Source organism: Bacillus sp. SIMBA_005, from assembly GCF_046535585.1.
GTDB lineage: Bacteria > Bacillota > Bacilli > Bacillales > Bacillaceae > Bacillus > Bacillus pumilus.
The window spans coordinates 191,293-210,628 of record NZ_JAWRWI010000003.1 but is presented as its reverse complement, the minus strand read 5'-3'; the positions used below and the strand labels follow the sequence as shown (position 1 = coordinate 210,628).

Annotated in this window: 7 protein-coding genes and 1 riboswitch; all 7 genes read right to left on the bottom strand. The window is 44.0% G+C overall.

The genetic code is table 11. The annotated features are described in order from the left end of the window. Positions 1–9: 9 nt before the first annotated feature. Complete coding sequence (locus SB660_RS06210) at positions 10–10,716, bottom strand: non-ribosomal peptide synthetase (RefSeq protein WP_410581791.1); 10,707 nt, start codon at positions 10,714–10,716, stop codon at positions 10–12. Between the two features lie 146 nt (positions 10,717–10,862). Beyond that, positions 10,863–10,954: riboswitch (cyclic di-GMP riboswitch) on the bottom strand. 369 nt (positions 10,955–11,323) lie between these two features. Beyond that, a complete protein-coding gene (locus tag SB660_RS06205; RefSeq protein ID WP_065098779.1) occupies positions 11,324–12,127 on the bottom strand; it encodes an ABC transporter permease in 804 nt (267 codons plus the stop codon). Beyond that, positions 12,120–12,989, bottom strand: a complete 870-nt coding sequence (locus SB660_RS06200; RefSeq protein ID WP_058015293.1) for an ABC transporter permease — start codon at positions 12,987–12,989, stop codon at positions 12,120–12,122. The genes SB660_RS06205 and SB660_RS06200 overlap by 8 nt, the downstream gene beginning before the upstream one ends. Further along, positions 12,989–14,080: an ABC transporter ATP-binding protein gene (locus SB660_RS06195; protein WP_058015292.1), complete on the bottom strand. Its 1,092-nt coding sequence runs from the start codon at positions 14,078–14,080 to the stop codon at positions 12,989–12,991. Before SB660_RS06195 ends, SB660_RS06200 begins: the two co-directional genes overlap by 1 nt. A gap of 8 nt (positions 14,081–14,088) precedes the next feature. Next, entirely contained in the window at positions 14,089–15,174 is a 1,086-nt protein-coding gene (locus SB660_RS06190) for an ABC transporter substrate-binding protein (RefSeq protein ID WP_410581788.1), read from the bottom strand. After that, positions 15,171–17,156, bottom strand: a complete 1,986-nt coding sequence (locus tag SB660_RS06185) for a hydantoinase B/oxoprolinase family protein (protein WP_058015290.1) — start codon at positions 17,154–17,156, stop codon at positions 15,171–15,173. Before SB660_RS06185 ends, SB660_RS06190 begins: the two co-directional genes overlap by 4 nt. Continuing rightward, on the bottom strand, positions 17,146–19,215 hold the full coding sequence (locus SB660_RS06180; RefSeq protein ID WP_410581786.1) for a hydantoinase/oxoprolinase family protein: 2,070 nt from the start codon (positions 19,213–19,215) through the stop codon (positions 17,146–17,148). Before SB660_RS06180 ends, SB660_RS06185 begins: the two co-directional genes overlap by 11 nt. Between the last annotated feature and the right edge of the window lie 121 nt (positions 19,216–19,336).

Below are 19,336 nucleotides of genomic sequence, written 5' to 3'. Positions count from 1 at the left end.
TTCGTTTGCTTAAAATATATCCATTAGCTTTTCAAGTTCGTCCATCGTGAGATCTTCATCCCCTACATCACTAGGGGTCATCTGGGTTTCTTCCTGTGATACACAATGTGAGATCAGCGCCTTCACATTCTTTTCAAGAAGGTCCTTGAATTGTTCCATCGTACGTTCTTCAAATTCAAGATGATGATAAGAAATCGTCACATGGAGCATAGCTTGTTCGACGAAACCAACAATATCAAGTGCATGAGGTTTCTCTGATTCAGGACTCAGCGATTGTCCTGGATGCCATGTTGAGCGGCTTAACTCACCGCTGATCTGTTCATCAAACTGACCAAGATAGTTGAAGCTGATATCTGGCGCGAGATCGAATGAGATATCTTCCTTCATCTTGTCAGGGGTTAAATATTTTAATATGCCGTAGCCGATTCCCTTGTTCGGAATGTGCCTGAGCTCCTCTTTCAAATGCTTAATCTGATAAGAAAGATCGTCTGCATGCGACATATCCAGTAACACAGGATACATACTTGTAAACCAGCCAATCGTCCGTGATACATTGATCGCAGGGAGGATGTTCTCTCTTCCGTGTCCTTCAAGATGAATAAAGTGTCTGTCTTCTCCTGTCCACTCTTTCATAGACAATCCGAGTGCTGTCAGTAAAATATCATTGATGTCTGTTTGATATGCTTCATGTACATCTGTCAGCAGACTGCGTGTTTCCTCCTCAGACAATGTAAAACGAATGGTCTGTGTATGAAGCATCCTCTGATCCTCTGTCACATGATCCTTTTGAATTGGTGTAACGGAATGCGCAAGTACCTTTTTCCAATAAGCACTTTCCGACAGCAACTCATCTGACATCGCGTATTCCGTCAGCTTCTGGGCATATTCTTGGAAAGAGTGTGTTTTTTCAGGAAGTGTCAGGATTTCCCCGCGCTTCGACTGTTCATAAAGAGCCATAAAATCTTCAAGGAAAATACGCCATGACACACCATCGATGACAAGATGATGTACAGCGAGCAGTAAATGATCCCCTTGATCCGTTCGGAAAATGGTTGGCTTTACTAAAGGTCCTTCCGCTAGCGATATACTCGCTTGCACTTCATTTGCCAGCTTTTCTACCTGCTGGATTTGCTGCGACAGTTCCCCTCGTACTTCCATTACATCAACAGTTACCAAGTTTTCTTCGATTTTTCGATGACGCTGGATCACGCGTCCTTCTTCAAGCGGATACACCATTCGCAGCGCATCGTGATGGATCATGAGCTGCTCCAACACTTGCTGAACGATGGTTTCATCCAAGCCATTTGGCGCTTGGAGCATAACCGATTGGTTCCAATGGTGCTGATTCGTAAAGTTCCGTTCAAAGAACCAGCGCTGAATCGGTGTGAAAATGACTTCCCCTTCGACAGGTGATTGGTCGGCTGTCAGTTGATCAGCTTCTTCGATATATGGGCGCAGCTCGGCAATGGTTGGATACTGGAATAATAGCTTCATATCAAGCTTCCAGCCTGCTTGTGTGAGTCTGCTTGCCATTTGGATGCCTTTAATTGAATCTCCTCCAAGGAAGAAGAAGTGATCGTGAATGCCGACTTGGCTGACGCCAAGCACGTCTTCCCAAATACCGCATAGAAGTGTTTCCACTTCATCTCTTGGCGCTTCGTATGCCGTTTGGTTCGCTTCCATATCTGGTGCTGGCAATGCCTTTAGATCGACTTTGCCATTTGCCGTCATCGGCAGGTGGTCTAGCTTGATGATCCATGAAGGGACCATATAGTCTGGCAACGTTCGTTTTAGACTTTCCTTTAGGTCAGTCGTTTCTTCATCTGTGATGACATATGCGGCAAGCGCGTCTTGATCGCTGGCATCTTTGACCGTTGTCACAACTGCTTCTTTGACTTCCGAAAGTGCAAGAAGTTGCGCTTCAATTTCTGACAGCTCAATCCGGAAGCCGCGAATGTTGACCTGATGGTCTTTTCTGCCGAGATAGATCAGCTCGCCATCCTCTGTCCATTTCACTAAATCGCCTGTCAGGTACATACGCTCACCCGAATAAAATGGATCTGGGACAAAGCTTTTCTCTGTTTCCTCTGGAAGATTCCAGTACCCTCTTGCCAGTCCTTTCCCCGCAATCATAAGCTCACCCGGTACGCCTGGCGGCGAGAGGTCATATAACGAACCCATAATGTAAAAACGGGTATTGGCAATCGCTGTTCCAATTGGAAGCGTGCCTTGATCTGGGTTGATGATCCCGCTGGTTGCCACGACTGTGTTTTCAGTTGGGCCATAGTTATTCACGAGTTGATATGGAACAGGCTTTACCTGTTTTAGCTTGTCTCCGCCTGTTAGTAAGTAACGCAAGGAATGATTGTCCATCGACATAAACTGCTCGCATAGCTGGGTCGGCAGGAATGCAATGGTGATATTTTCGTCATTGAAATACGCATTGAGCTTGATCATATCGAGACGAATCGCTTCATCAATGATGTGCAGCTCTGCGCCGGCGATCCATGTCGGGAACATTTCCCAAATGGAGGCATCAAAGCCAAAGCCGGCATATTTAGCGGTTCGATCCGCATTGGTCACTTGGAAAGCATCATTGTGCCAGAACGCCAGATTCACAAGGGACTGGTGCTCAACCATGACACCCTTCGGCTGTCCTGTCGTTCCAGACGTGTAAATCATATAGGCGAGATCAGTTGGTTTGACATGAACATGAATGTCTTGTGCTTCGCCTTCTACCGCATCTTCTATCAATAGAACATGACCTGTGAATGAAGATGGTGCAGCCAGCCCTTTTTGCATCAGAAGAACCTCTGCCCCGCAGTCTTCCAGCATATAGGCAATACGCTGATCCGGATAATCCGCATCAACTGGAACGAATGCCGCACCTGCCTTGAGAACGCCAAGGACAGCTGCCGTCATATCAAGCGATGGGCGGGTCAGAATACCGACGCGGTCTCCTCGTTTTATGCCGTTTGAGATGAGTTTTGAAGCGACTGTATTTGCCCGATTGTTCAGCTCTTCATACGTCCAGCTCGTTCCGCAGAAGGTTGCCGCTTTTTGGTGCGGTGCTTCAAATGCTTTAGCCTCGATCAGTTTATGAATGGTTTGATCTGACGGTACATTTAGTACAGGACCCGACCATTCACTGAGCAGTTTTTGCTGCTGATTCGGTGATAATAGCTGCATTTGATCCAGCGATTGATCTGGCGCTGATACCATTTGTTCCAATAAATGAAGGAAAAACACCTTCCACTTTTCGATCGACGACTTTTGAAAAGTAGAAGAATTAAAATCGAACACAAGCTCAATGTGATCAGCTGATTCTTTTCCAGTTAAGGTCAAATCAAATTTGGCGATATTCTCTTCGAATGGCTGCGGAACAATATGAAGTCCGTCCATCGTTAAATCACGGATATCTGCATTTTCCATCGAGAACACCACATCAAAGATTGGATGACGGCTAGTATCTCGAACCGTTTGCACATGGTCTACCAATTCTTCAAATGGGTACAACTGATGCTCATTTGCCTCTAACACAAGCTGATGAACATTTGACGCAAATTCTGCCGCTGTCAGATGTCCTGCTGGCTTTGTTCTAAGTGCCAGCGTGTTCACAAACATACCAATGACAGATTGAATATCCGGATGAGTTCTACCTACAATCGGTGAACCGATGATGATATCTTCTTGTCTTGACAGCTTGCTTAAAAGGGTGCTGTAGCACGTGAGCAGCACTGTATACGTCGTACTGTTGAGCGCTCTGACCAGCTCATCCAATTTCGCTTTAAGCGGCCCATTGATTGTAAATGAGACGCGGTCTCCTTCGAATGTTTGCACTTTTGGTCTTGGCAGATCTTCTGGCAGTGCCAGTACAGGCAGTTCTCCTTCTAATTGCTTCAGCCAAAACGCCTCTTCAGCTTCTATTTGTGCAGCAAACGCCTCGCTTTTTGACCAAACCGCATAATCCTTATATTGAACAGGTAATTCCTCTAGTTTGTCTCCTCGATACAAGGCTGAAAGCTCCTCAATTAAAATGCCCACAGATGCACCATCTGAAATGATATGGTGCATATCAATCAGTAAATAATGGATATTTACGGAACCAGAAACTAGACCTACTCTGAGTAGAGGCGCCTTTTCTATATCAAATGGACGGATAAAGTCATTCATCAATTCCTGTATGTCTCGTCCGTTCCCTTCGATTGTCTCAATGTCTACGGAGATGTTTGATTCAATCCGTTGAACAGGTTCATTCTGAACAAAATCAAAGCTCGTTCTAAATGCTTCATGACGATGGACAAGCTGTTCAATCGCTTTTTTAAATCGTTTTTCATCAAAAGCACCTTCAAGCTTTAAAGCAGCCGGCATATGATAGCTTTGCTGCGCATCGGTCATTTTCTCCAATACAAACAGCCTTTTCTGAGCTGATGTCACTGGATAATAGGCCGCTTCTTCTGCAACCTCCACCCGCTTGATCTCCGTTTGATCCGCTTGATCAACCGCAAAGGCAAACGTCTCTAATGTTGGAGATTCAAATAAAGACTTCAAAGTGAGCTCCACATGCATCTCTTCATACAGCTTGTTCAGCATTTTCATGCCGCGCAGTGAATGACCACCGCATTCAAAGAAATGATCGTGCCTGCCGATTCGCGGCGCTTCAAGAACTTCCTCCCAAATGCGCGCTACAAGACGCTCTGTTTCTGTTTGAGGTGGGATGTACTCATTTACCCCTTGCTCACTTAAGTCAGGCACTGGCAGCGCACGCCTATCTACCTTGCCGTTATTCGTCAGCGGCAGCTCGTCTAATTGCATGAAGAATGACGGCATCATATACACAGGCAGTTCACGCCCTGCCTGCTCCCGCAAATCAGTTAATGAGACGGACCCTTCGGCTGTAAAATATGCACATAATGTGTCATTTGGGGCTGCAATGACGACAGCTTCCTTCAATTGCGGATGGCAAAGCAGCTGATGCTCAATTTCTCCAAGTTCAATACGCTGACCTCGAATCTTTACTTGATGATCGATTCGTCCAATGAATTCAATCTCTCCATTTGACAGCCAGCGTGCAAGATCACCCGTTTTATACATGACCTCACCAGGGCGGAAAGGGTTTTCTACGAATTTTTCACTTGTGAGTTCTGGCTGTCCATAATATCCTTTGACCAGTCCATCCCCAGCGACACATAGCTCTCCCGCTACACCTGACGGCTGCAGCTGTCCAAATTCATCTACAATATAAACAGCCGTTTGACTCACTGGCTTTCCGATTGGGATAGACACCGCCTGTTTCTCAATGTGATTCACAGGATAATACGTAGTGAATATCGTGCTTTCAGAAGGACCATACATATGAACAAGCTTGCCTGCCCCTACCGTTTCAAGTGCAGTCATGACATGAGGCACAGAAGCACGTTCTCCGCCAAACAAAACTTTTCTGACGTTCTTCAAGCTGTCTTTTTTCATATCGATAAGTAAGTGAAAAAGAGCTGTCGTGATCATTAAAATACTGACTTTCTCCTTCTCAATCGCTCCAGAAAGCTCATTCATGTTTAAGATATGATCCTTTGGCAGAACAATCAGTTTCGCACCGTTTAATAAAGCACCAAAGACATCGAACATAAAAGCATCAAATACATAGTTTGACAGACTCATCACCGTGTCATCATGATGAATGGCAAGATAATTTGATTGCTTCACTGTCCTCAAAATGTTCCGGTGTGTCACCATATTTCCTTTAGGTTTTCCAGTTGTACCGGATGTATAGGTCAAATTCGCCAAATCCTCTGGTAAAATACCAACATCTATAGGGCTGTCTGATTGCTGATCAATTGCCTGATCTTCTGTTTCGATGATGGTTCCCTCAAAAGAAGCGAGCACCGAGCGATGGCGCAGCACTTGATGTGTCAATAAGAATTGCGCACCGCTGTCTGTTAAAAAGTGCTTCACGCGCTCATCAGGAAAATCAGGATCAATTGGTACATAGACGCCGCCAGCCTTAAGTACAGCTAGAACAGAGAGTACCATCTCATGAGATCGTTCAAAGAATAAGGCTGCTTTCATCCCTCTTTCAAACCCATGTTCACTCAAATAATGAGCCAGCTGATTCACACGGTCATTTAGTTCTTGGTAAGAAAGAATCACGCCTTCACACTGGAGTGCAGGCTTATGACCGTGCGCCTCCACCTGTGCTTCAAACTGCGTCACAATGGTTTCTTCGGCCGGATAAGGTGATGGTAAAGGATTCCACAGATTCAGTTGAGCTTCTGCTTCTTGTTCAGAAAGTAATCGATAAGATCGGATCGCTTCCTCCGGCGCTTGGACCATCTGCTCCAGCAAATACATATAATGATGCAGCATCTGCTCGGCTGTACTTCGTTTAAATAGCGCCGTACTGTAATCGAGGACAAAGGATAAACCTTGATCTGACTCCATTGCTTGCAGCGTTAAATCAAACTTTGCAATATGGAAATTGGTTTCTTCGATTTCAACTTGCATTTCTCCAATATGCTGGGCTGATCCATGATCTGGCATGAGTGTAAAAACGGTATCGAATAATGGATGACGGCTAAAGTCTCTTGGCATATTCAGTTTTTCAAGCAATCGTTCAAATGGATATTGCTGATGCTCAAATGCATGCATCGTCTTTTCCTTCACTTGCTCGATCAACTGCGACATGGTTTTATTTGGATCAACCTCTGACCGCAATGCAAGTGTCTGGACAAACATGCCAATCATGTCATCCAAGTCTGCATGCACTCGCCCCGCCGCCGGTGTTCCTACCACGAATTTCTTTTGCCCCGTGTACTTCGCAAGCAATGTATAGTAAGCAGAAAGCAGAACCGTATACAGTGTCGTATGGTGTTTTGCCGCTAGCTCCTGTAATTGCCTCTTTAATGTTTCATTGATTTCATTGATCACACGATCCCCTGCAAACGACTGAATCGATGGGCGCTGATAATCGGTCAGCAGCTGTAAAGCAGGAAGATCACCCGAGAATTCCTGCAGCCAGAATGCCTCTTCTTTTTGAAAATTTTGTTGTTCTTGCCAAACAGCATAGTCCTGATATTGAAGCTTCAATGGGACTTTGACGGATCCTTCGTAAGCATCTGATAGCTCACGCAGCATCAAATCAATCGAAAGACCATCTGAAATCAGGTGATGCATATCGAAAAAGAGCAAGTGCTCCTGATCATCTAATGACTTCAAGCCAATGCGAAGAAGTGGTGCACACTCAAGGTCAAAGGGTCTGACAAATTTCTGCATATTTTCTTCCATCGTACCGCCTGTTAGCTGCTCTATTTGAAAAGGTACGGATGGAGCTACCCGCTGACGAGGAACGCCTTTCAACGTATGAAAAGACGTACGCAGCATATCATGACGTGTGATGAGTTTTTCAAAGGCTTCAGTCAGCCTCTCTTGCTGTAGCGTTCCTTTTAACCTCACAACAGCTGGCATATGATATGCAGTACTTTGCTCCAATTGACTCACCATATAAACGCGCTGCTGTGGAGGTGACAATGGGTAATGGTCTAAAGCAGGCGCTTTAGGTATCACCGTTTCAGAAGATGTTTCCGCTTGCTCAATGTAGTCAGCCAAAGCCGCAATGGTCTGCTGTTCAAATAAAATGGATAGAGGCACCTCTACATGAAAATCTCGCTGCACATGTGTGAGTACAGTCATTGCTTTCAGCGAATGCCCCCCACGTTCGAAGAAGGAATCAAATATACCAATCTTCTCTTGACCAAGAATTTCTTCCCACAAACGCACAAGCTTCGTTTCGAGATCGTTTCTAGGCGCAGCATAAACAGCTTGAACGGCTTTATCACCTTTTAAGGCAGCAAGTGCACGACGATCAACTTTGCCACTAACTGTGAGTGGAAATGCATCAAGCTCTTTGAAATAGAGCGGCATCATGTAAGCTGGCAGCTGATGTTTGATAGCGGCTTGCAGCATGTTAACTGACACATCTTCATGACGGGCTTGATAGTAAGCACTTAACACCTTTTCCCCGTCCGCTTCATCAACTACTAGTACAACAGCTTGATCCACTCCATCTATCTGCTCCATCACTGCTTCAATTTCGCCTGTTTCTATGCGGTAACCCCTTATTTTCACTTGATCATCCATTCTGCCAAGATAATCAATTGTGCCATCTGGAAGCCATCTGACTAAATCCCCTGTTCGATACATCCGCTCACCTGGAGAAAATGGATCTGCCGTAAATACTTTCTCCGTTAATTCTGGCTGATTCACATAGCCTCGCCCAACACCTATCCCTGCAATACACAGTTCTCCAGCAGCCCCCTGTACCTGTAATTGATCATGGTCATTTAAAATATAAAGACGGTGATGACCGAGCGGCTTTCCGATTGACACATAACGCTGCTGTTCAGATGATTCGCGAAGTTCACTTAGTTCTAGGCGATGAACCGCCGCATCGACACACGTCTCAGTCGGACCATACACATTCCACAAAGTAAAAGCAGGCTCACTCATACGAACCGCTTCAATAAGCGAGTATGCTGCTTTCGCAGGCAATGCCTCTCCCCCAACTAACATATGTCTCAATGACAGACCGTCTAATTCCGCTGCAAGTAAAAGCTGTACATGGGCCGGGGTTCCGTCTGCTGCTTCAATTTGATGTTTTCTATAATAAGCCGCTAATTGAACACCATTTCTCGTTGTTTCTCGCGGAATAATATGAAGTGTATGCCCAAATAATATCGCAGCAAAAATTTGTTTCACCGATGCATCAAAATGGAATGGTGCAAGAAGCGCCATTTGAAGCTCACTCGCCTCCTCATAAATCTCATGATGCAAGGCATGAACCAAATGATGCAGCTGAAGATGCTCAATCATGACGCCCTTCGGTTTTCCAGTCGTCCCCGATGTATAAATCATATAAGCCAAATCCTCTGGTACCGACTGATCTACAAGCTGAGGCAGCAGTTCATCATCTAATTCGATTTGCTGCTGCACGACCATTTTTTCCGAGAGGGCACGGTATGTTGCAACGAACGTTTCCTCTGTTAACACAATGGAAGCACCAGAATCCTCCACAATATATTGAATGCGCTCCTCAGGTAATGCCGGATCAATCGGTACATACGCCCCGCCAGCCTTTAATATGCCGAAGATCGCCACCATAGCCTCTGCCTTTCGATCCATTAGGACAGCAACAGGCACATCACGCGAGACACCTTTCATTTGTAAAAAACGCGCCAGCCTTTCTGCCTTTTGATACAGCTCTCCATAAGTCAATGCTCCATTTTCTGCTACAACCGCTGTCCGCTCTGCATACTTAGTGGCTGCCTCATCAAACAAATGATGAACTGGCTTTTCAGCTGGTTTTTGAAACGGTTTTCTCTGAGATAATTGCAGCAGTTCCTTTTGTTCATCTTGTGGAAGTAAAGGAAGTTTCCCGATTAGCTGATCAGGCTGGGAGACCGCCGCTTCTAGTATGATTAAGAATCGATCAAACATCTGACTGATTTCTTCTTCGGTGAATATATCTGTACGGTAGTCCAAATCAATGGTCAATGTATCTGTATCCCAGCGGTCCTTTACATGAATGGAAATATCATTCATTCCGCTCCCGCTAAAGATCGGTTCAGTAATAAAAGACAGATTCTCTTTTTTCTGCCACTGCATGACCTGGTATTCTAAAGAAATATCAAAAAGGCGTCCTGTAAACCCTTCTCTTTCTCTCAAATCATTCATGAGAAGATTGTAAGGGTACTTTTGGTGACGCAAGATCTTCATTTGATCCGCCATGACCTGTTTGACGAAATCCAGAAATGATTGCGACCCCTGAACAGATGCACGCATCGGAATGGTGGAAACAAACATACCAATCATCTTTTTTTCTTTGGCATTTGTTCGGTTGCCCATAAAGGTTCCAAGGACAACATCCTCCATACCGCTAAAACGATGCAAATACATATAAACAGTAGACATAAACATCGAGAGCATACTGACTTTCTGCTCTTCACAAAACGCACGAAGTTTCTCCTTCAAAGAATCTGGAATATCCCCTGAAAATCGCTCCGCATGTAAACTCATCTCGTATCCCTTATGCGGTTTTAAAGAAGCGAAATCTGGAATATTGGCAAATTGCTCATTCCAAAAAGCTTGGTCTTTTTGAAACCGTTTAGAAGTTTCATAGCTTTGCTCACTCATGATATGGTCAACGAAGGAAATCTCCTCAACCGGTGAGATATCTACCCCGTGCAGCATGTCCTGGTATAAGTCGATGATGCGATTTCCCATTAAGATAATGGAGATACCATCCGCCACAATATGATGTGCTTTACAAAACAGCCAGCACTCTTCATCACTGATTTGAAAGACTGTAAATTCAATCAAGGGGCTGTCAATCAACGGCATCGGCTCACGGATTTGCTCATTCGCCCAAGCCCTCACTTCTTCTTCACTCCAGCCCTTCTCCATGCGAATCGGCTGTTCTTCATAAGGCTTGATATATTGAACAGGCTCCTCCTGCTCATGTTGATACACTAGCCTCAGCCGAAGGGAGTCAGTTTGGCGAATGTACGCTTGAAGCACGTCAACGACCAAAGATGGATCTAAACCTGATACCGATCTCAATCTGGCGAATCCACCCAAATTAGAAATACTTGTACCTGGATAAAATCTTTCCGTGTAGAATACTCGCTTTTGCGCATGTGTTAAGGGGTAATAAACTGTATTCATTTTCATCCTCCGCCTCTTCTGTGTTTTCTCCACCAATGTGACAACCCTGCACCCTCTATATCAAAAGAACCAAGTCTATTTCATTAAAATAGACAGAATACGGAAAGAAGCCCACCCCGAATAAAACGGAGGGACTCCCATTTTGATTCGGTAACCTGCCGACCATAGTAAAAAACAACTTTTACCTTAGGACATGGCTTTGCGTCTCTACGTTTCCATAGATTTGCCTTTTTCTTCTTTTCTTTTTAAATATTTTCTATTTACGTCCACTTTATATGAAATTATTGTTTTTTTCACCGAAAAATGGGTGTAAAGATTCATGCGTTATACCGAATGAATCACATAATAATTTACGATATTTACCGAAAATAACTAATAATAGTTGCGTTCAACCGAAAATAATCGACTAAATACCGCAAAAATTTCATGTTTTTCCTTAAATTTTGCAAATATGACCGAAAATGTAGGATAGAGGTCTCCTTCCATCCTTCACAATTTCTTAAATCTTAAGAACTATATTCTCTAAAAAATTGAAAATATTTACCGTAAAAACAACACAAAAAGAGCTGCCATTTCAAATGACAGCTCCCTTGTTTCTTCATTATATTTACATCACCTTAGACAGGCCAATTGTTTTTTCAATAATGAGCAACGCAATGATAGAAATGATAATAAATATGACAGATATCGCATTGACACTCGGATCAAAGGTTTGCTCAATGTAATTAAACGTCCTGACGGGAATCGTAATCGTTTGGGGAGAGGAAACGAACAAACTGATCGATATTTCCCCAAATGACGTCACGGCTGAAAATACCCCGCCTGCAATAATTCCTGGCTTTATCAAAGGCAGCGTCACTCGAAAGAATGTGCGAATAGGTCCTGCGCCAAGATTCATTGAAGCTAACTCAAGCCGCGGGTCCAAATTCGAGACACTGACGCCTACTGTTCGAACCACATAGGGAAAGCCAATGATGACGTGACCTATGACAAGCGCCCACAAAGATCCTGTAAACCCCATAGCCGTAAACAAATAGAGCATGGCAATCCCTAACACTACTTGAGGGATCATAAGAGGTGACAAAATGAAGGCTTGAATCGCCTCCTTTCCCTTAAAGGAAAGCCTTGCTAAAGCATACGAAGCCATCGTGCCTAAAAGAACCGTGAGAGGCGTTACGATGAATAGCAAAATCACACTGATACGCAGAGACTCCATCCATTCTGGATTCGACACGACCTCTTGAAACCAACGAACAGAGAACGAAGTCGGCGGAAATTCAGGGAAAGCATTTGGACTAAAAGCAGATAAGACGATGACAAGAACAGGTATGGTCAAAAAGAGATAAACCAATGACCCAGCAGTCCAAATCAGGATTGAAAGCAAGCGATCACCAAATGATTTTTTACGCATGCATCCTCGCCTCCCAACGCTTCAATAGATAGCTTAATAAACTGACAACGACAAGCACACAAACCAATAACGTAAAGGACATCGCTGCAGCAAGAGGCAAGTTATACACCTGCATGACTTGCTGATAAATAGACAGCGGCAGCAGCGGCTGCATTCTTCCGCCGACTAAGAGCGGAGTGATATAGCTCCCAGCTGCCAGCGAAAAGACAATAATAGCCCCAGTCACCATCCCTGGAATGGTTAGTGGAAAAGTCACATGAAAGAAGGTTCGAATTCGTCCAGCTCCTAGACTCATAGAAGCCGGTCGTAAATGACGATCCATATCGGTTAAGCTCGTCGCGATAGGCAGCACTGCAAAAGGCAGCATGACCTGAACATAAGCAATAATCACCGCATTCATATTCCACAGCATAGAGAGCGGCTTCTCAATCACATGTAAATCTAATAACATGCCATTGATCAGACCATTTTGTGAAAGAAGGACAATCCACGCAAACGTCCGAATTACAACGCTTGTCAAAAGCGGCGAAACAAGTAAGATATAGAAAAATGCCCGCAGACGTGGATGAGGTGCCTTGACGAGCACGTATGCTGCTGGGTATGCCATCACTAAACAAATCACTGTTGTCTGCAAGGCTACCCACACTGTACTTCCAATCGCCTTCACATACGCATCTGTCGTAAACACATGAATATATTGAGAAAAGCTATACGTTTGTAATGTGTTCATCATTGAATCCACGTCACGAAAACTGAGGACGAACATCATCACAAGAGGCACTAGAAGAAATACAACAAGAAACAAACACGCTGGCAGCAGCATGAACCAATGAAATCGCTGATTCTTTTTCTTGATACGCATCACGTATGCACCTTCGAATCTAGGAAAACGATATCTTCAGGCTGCCAATTGATATGAATAGCTTCTCCAGCTTTCGGCAGCTCTGGAAATGCCGCATCAGTAGCATGAACAATCATTTCACCGCTATCGAGTCCCACCACCAAACGTAATGAGTGACCAATATAACTGACATCTGTCAGCACGCCTGATACATGGTTGGACTGAACGTCTCCCCGCTCAGAAGATATGCTGATTCTTTCTGGACGGAGCATGAGCAACTGATTTCCCTTCTTCTCTTGGTGTGCCGCTGCCTTTAACTGAACTTCCTGCCCGTTTGACTGGATTAAATGAGGAACGATAAATGCAGCACTTGCTTCATCATAGACTGCCTCAAATAGGTTCACTTGTCCGATAAATTCAGCAACAAATCGATTGTTTGGCTGTCGGTACACCTCTAAAGGCGTCCCGATCTGCTGGATTTTCCCCTCTCCTAAAATCCCAACCCGATCGGAAAGACTCAGTGCTTCCTCTTGATCATGGGTCACGAGAATGGTGGTAATTCCGACATTCCTTTGAATATTTCTAAGCTCTGTCTGCATGTTTTTTCTTAGTTTTGCATCTAGGTTGCTGAGCGGCTCATCAAGAAGAAGAACAGATGGCTGAATCGCAAGCGCTCTTGCAATCGCTACCCGCTGCTGCTGTCCACCACTTAATTGATGCGGCATACGTTTCGCAAACGCTTCTAATTGCACAAGAGACAAGCTCTCCATTACCTTCTCTTTGATTTCTGCCTTCTTTTTCTTTTGAACCTTTAACCCATACGCCACATTATCAAAGACGGTCAGATGCGGAAAGAGTGCATAGCTTTGAAAAACCATACCGGTTTTTCTTTGATAAGGTGGTAAATTCGTCACATCCTGATCACCAATATAGACGACACCTTTTGTTGGCTCTAAAAAACCTCCAATGATGTTTAATAACGTTGATTTCCCGCAGCCGCTAGGACCAAGAAGGGAGAAAAACTCCCCCTCATTCACCGTAAGACTGACATCGTTAAGAGCAATCTGCTCGCCGAAATGCTGGCTGATATGTTCTAAATGGATTCCACTCATACGATCACCTATTTTCCTCCACCTAATACTTCGTTCCATCGATTTGTCCAATTGCCCAGCTCCGAAGTTGCTGTTTCGTAATCTACCCAAGTCAGCTTGCTATAATAATTCTCTCCAACCTTGACCTTTCCCCTAATCTTGTCACCGTATTTCACATCAGAATTCGACATACCATAATAAGATTTTTCCGAGAAAGCTTCCTGAGCTTCTTTTCCACTTAAATAGTTTAATAGTTTGTAAGCCGCTTCTTCATGCTGACTTCCCTTCGTTAAAGCCCAGCTCGCAACTGCTGCAACAGCGCCTTCTTTTGGATAGGAGAAACCAATATTCATTCCTTCTTCTTCAAGTGCAAATGCTCGTCCATCCCAATATGGAACTGCTGCGACGTCACCACGTTCTAACAAGGTTTGAATAGACCCTGGATTATCTGGAAAAGCAGCAACATGCCCTTTTAATTGCGAAAGGCTTTTAAAGGCTTTATCAATATCCTTAGGATTTGATTCTGTCCCCCCTTGAGCATGGACAAGCGCAGAGAAAAATTGTAACCCGGCTGAATAAGTTGGCGATGAAATGGCTACCTTCCCTTTTAGCTGACTGCTCCATAGGTCAGTCCAGCTGTTTGGTTCCTGCTTTACGAGGTCTTTTCTATAAGCAATTCCGAGCTGCCCCATGCTAAAGCCTGCTGCATATTGTTTCCCATCGACAGTGAGCTTCTTTTGAACAGAGCGGTAAAGTTTTTTGACATTCGGTGCTTGATCTTCATCGATAGGTGAAAGAACGTTTGCTGCAATGCCTCTTTGAATCGTATCAGGCTGTAAAATAAGCAGGTCATACGGTGGATTTTTACCATTTGACGCTTTTAATTTTGTAAACCATTCAGAATCCGCACCAGAGACTGTTTGGACTTTAATTCCCGTATCTTTTTCAAACTTTTCGAGGATCGGTTTGATATTCTTTTCCCAATCGCCTCCGTATACGCCAACGATCACAGTCTGCTGCTGTTTACCTTGATCCTGTCCATTCCCACCGCAAGCTGTCAGCAGTAGAATCAATGACAGAACACCTGCAAAAATAGTGATTAATCTTCTTTTCATGATTCATTTCCCCCTTTTTGTCCATCCATATGACGAAGTGCTTGAATAATATCTTTCTTTGTTAACGGCTCATTTCTATGACTGAAATATTGATGAACTGCATGTTTATAATGTGTACGTTCGTTAGCTGGATAGGAGCGCAGCCGCACAGCAAGCTCGCTGCTGGCTTCATCCGTCCATACTTTCTCATAAGCTTCTCTGTGTTCTCCGACATCCCACATGATATGAGCAGGGTGATTACCCTTTTCACGAAGCTGATTCGTTTGCTCTTCATCAATCTTCCATTCATTTTGGTCTAGATACACTTTAACGCCATATTGCTGTAGCGCTCTTTCTTCACTTAATAAACCTGCTTCCACTTCATGAAGGACTTTTTCTTTCTCTCTTGCAAATGGATTTCCCCATCCGCCTCCACTTGGTGATATCAATTGCACAATATCGCCTTTTTCAAGTCGTAGAACATCTATTTTCGGCTGGTCTTGTTTTTCACCTTTTGCTGTGACCAGTTTGACCTCACCGATAGCTCCCGCTCGGCCGCCCATTAATCCCCAAGGCTGAAACTTCATCCGTTCCATACCTCGTGCGGTCACCATGGATTCAGGCTTGATCATTTCAAATTCCAAACCAATCGCATGTCCGCCTCTGTTTTCTCCTGCTCCGCCTGTATTTGGCAAAAGCTCATATCGGTGAACATGAATATCAATATGCTGTTCTAAGCTCTCAATGGGTGTATTTTTCAAAAAGCCAGACGAATGATCAATACCATCTACTCCATCCGTTCCATTTTGAGCACCGCCGCCTCCGCCTAATGGTTCAACAACAGACATTTTCCTGCCACCTGTTTGATTATCAGGAACAGAGAGAACAACAATGGCAGATTGACCTGCACCTGCTGCCGGCACAGCTTCGGGTAACAGCTTACCAATGGCGCCTAGCACGACATTGAACAGCCTCATCGTAATCGAATGCCGAATACCAACAGAAGCCGGGTATTCTGGATGCACTAGCGTCCCTTTAGGTGAAATCACTTCAATCGGAAATGTGATTCCGCCATTAATCGGTATAAAGGGATCTTTACTAATAATGTAATTAATCAATCCTTGATATAGAAAGGAATGCTTCTGACCATTGGTGACAAGGTTAAAAGCTGTTTTCACTTGCGGGTCACACTCAGAAAAATCAAGCGTCAGCCGCTTTCCTTTCACCGTTAACTTGATTTTCAACCGGATCGGCACATCCGAGATCATATCATCATCTAAATAATCAGCGAATTCACTCGTTCCGTCCGGAATGGCTTCAATGACCTTTCCTGCACGAACCTCAGCTTGTTTCAGGAGGTCTATCATTCCTTGTTTCACTTCATTTATTCCAAATTTCCCGATCATTTCTTTTAACCGAATTTCTGCTGTATTTACTGCAGCAATCATTGCATTGATATCCCCATCATTTAAATGACCAGCTCGGCTGTTGGCTCTTAAAAAAGTACGAACAACCTGATTCTCTTTTCCACCTTCATAAATTTTCACTGGCGGTATTCTTAATCCTTCTTGATGAATATCTGTCGCTGTCGGTGAAATACTCGAGGGCACAAGTCCGCCCACATCACTTACATGAACAAAAGACCAAGCATAACTGACAATTTCACCATCTACGAAAATCGGCTTAATGATATGGACATCCGGCAGGTGAGTCGCTAAACCATCTGTCGTATAAGGGTCATTTGTGATGATAATATCTCCTGGCTGCATCGGTCCGCTCTCATCAATCGCTTTTTTAAGACTCAGCCCTAAAAAGATCGTGACACCCACTGTCTTCGGATAAACAAAGAAATCTCCAGAAGGCGTGGCTAACGCTGTCGCAAAGTCAGCTGATTCTTTAACGAAAGTCGTAAAAGACGTCCGCTCAATGACATGTCCCATGCCAGATGCAATTGCATTAAAATAACTGCGCATCATCTCAAGCTTTGCTGGATCAGTTCTCATGTAAAGCCGCCTCCCTTGAAATCACCAAGTTCCCTGATTGATCAATGCTGCCTGCCCAATTTGGCAGAATCAATGTTGTCGTATCATCCTGCTCAATGATGGCAGGTCCATTAATGACAGAACCTACTGACAAAGTATTTCTGTAATAAATAGCTGCATCATATTCTTTTTCTTCTATAAAGATTCGCCTGAATTCATGTGGCTTCAAAGATTGTCCGCTGCTTTCATGAACAGGTGTGAAAGGCAGCGGCGGCGTCTCGCCTATAACTCGAACTCGTAAATGAGTGAACTCGATGTTCGCCTGATCATCTCTATGACCATATTGACGTTGATGTAGTTTGTGAAAGGCTTCAACGAGTTGATGGATATCTTGTTCTTGCTTCAGCCATTCAGCTGATAATGGTAATTCAATCTCATAGGCTTGTCCTTGATAACGTGCATCTGCCAATAATAGAATGGATGTCTGTTTAATATGCTGAATGTTCTGCTGACTGAACCAATCAGTCGCTTTTCGAGAAAGCATCTCATAATCTTGTTTTAGTTGATCTATCGAGTAGTCTTGTAAGCATATCTTCTTCGACAGCACCGCATCATGAATAAAATCAGCGTTCAGGGCACCTAATGCACATAATGTTCCTGGACTTGGAGGAACGACCACGTTTTTCGCATGAATTTCTCGCGCAAGGAAATTCGCTACAACTGGTCCTGCTCCGCCAAACGCTAGTAAACTAAAATCTCTTGGGTCAAACCCTTGCTGCTCCATGACATTGCTTAATTCTGTGTACATATTGGCGACAGCTACTTGAATCAGCTGGTCAGCCGCTTCTTCTACTTTTTTGTTGAGCTGGTCAGCAATTGGCTGAAAGGCCTTTTCTGCCGCGGACAGCTGTAGTTGTAGATGTCCTCCGGCAAAACGTTCTTGACTGAGATAACCACATATGAGGAACGCGTCAGTTAAAGCGGCTTTTATTCCCTTACCATACGAAGCAGGTCCCGGTTGTGAGCCGACTGATTCTGGTCCTGCTTTGAGAAGCCCGCCCTGATCAATCCATGCAACAGAACCCCCGCCTGCCCCTATTGAATACATCGCAACAGATGGAAGAATGATAGGAAAACCTGAAAGCTGATTTGACTGAGCCATTGTAGGCTGTCCATTTTGAATAATGGAAATATCTGCACTCGTCCCCCCAACATCAAACGTGATGAGATTGGATTCGTTTGCAGAAGCTGCAATTCTTGCCGCACCAATGACACCAGCTGCCGGACCAGAAAAAAGTGTTTTAACAGGTGAAGTTGCTGCACTTTCTGCATCCATTAAACCACCATTTGATTGGGTAATGTATGGAGAAATTGGTACACCTTCTTCTTTCAAACGGCTTTTCAATGTTTGTAAATACTGTTTCACCTTTGGTTGGATGTACAAATTGACAACAGACATCACGGTACGCTCGTATTCTCTCATTTGGGGCCATAATTCAGATGAAGTAAGGACTTCTAATTGCGGATAATGGTGTTTGATATAGGCTTTTGCCTGTAATTCGTGAACTGGATTTTGATAGCTATGTAAAAAAGAAATAACAATACCTGCTAGCCCTTTAGACATGACCTGCTGGACAGCATGATCTAATTGCTGCAGATGGAGAGGTTTTTTGATCGTACCATCGTGTATCAACCTTTCAGAGATTGGATATACGTGCTTTCGTGGTATTAATGGTTCTGGCAAACGAGAATTGAAGTCATAAGGAATGGGTAGTCGTAAACGCTGTAGTGACAATATGTCTTGAAAGCCTTCCGTCACAAAAAGGGCCAAATCTGCTCCTTTTCTCTGCAACAATGTATTAAGACCGATTGTCATGCCATGTACGAGATATTGGATTTTAGATAAATCAACACCTCTGTCTTTTAGAAGTTTTAGCCCATTGATAATTCCCTGAGCTGGGTCGTCAGTCACTGTGGGTGTTTTGAGTTCAGTTAACGCCCCTGTTGCTTCATTCATCAGCGATAAGTCAGTAAATGTTCCGCCTATGTCTATACCAAGCCGATAAGAGACATCCGCCATTTGTACTTCCCTCCTACAATGTAAATAGAATGATATTTTGATAAATTACGACATTTTTTGATATTTGACTCCATATTATTAAAGCATATCGGTCTAGTCAATTTTATTTTTTTAAAATTTC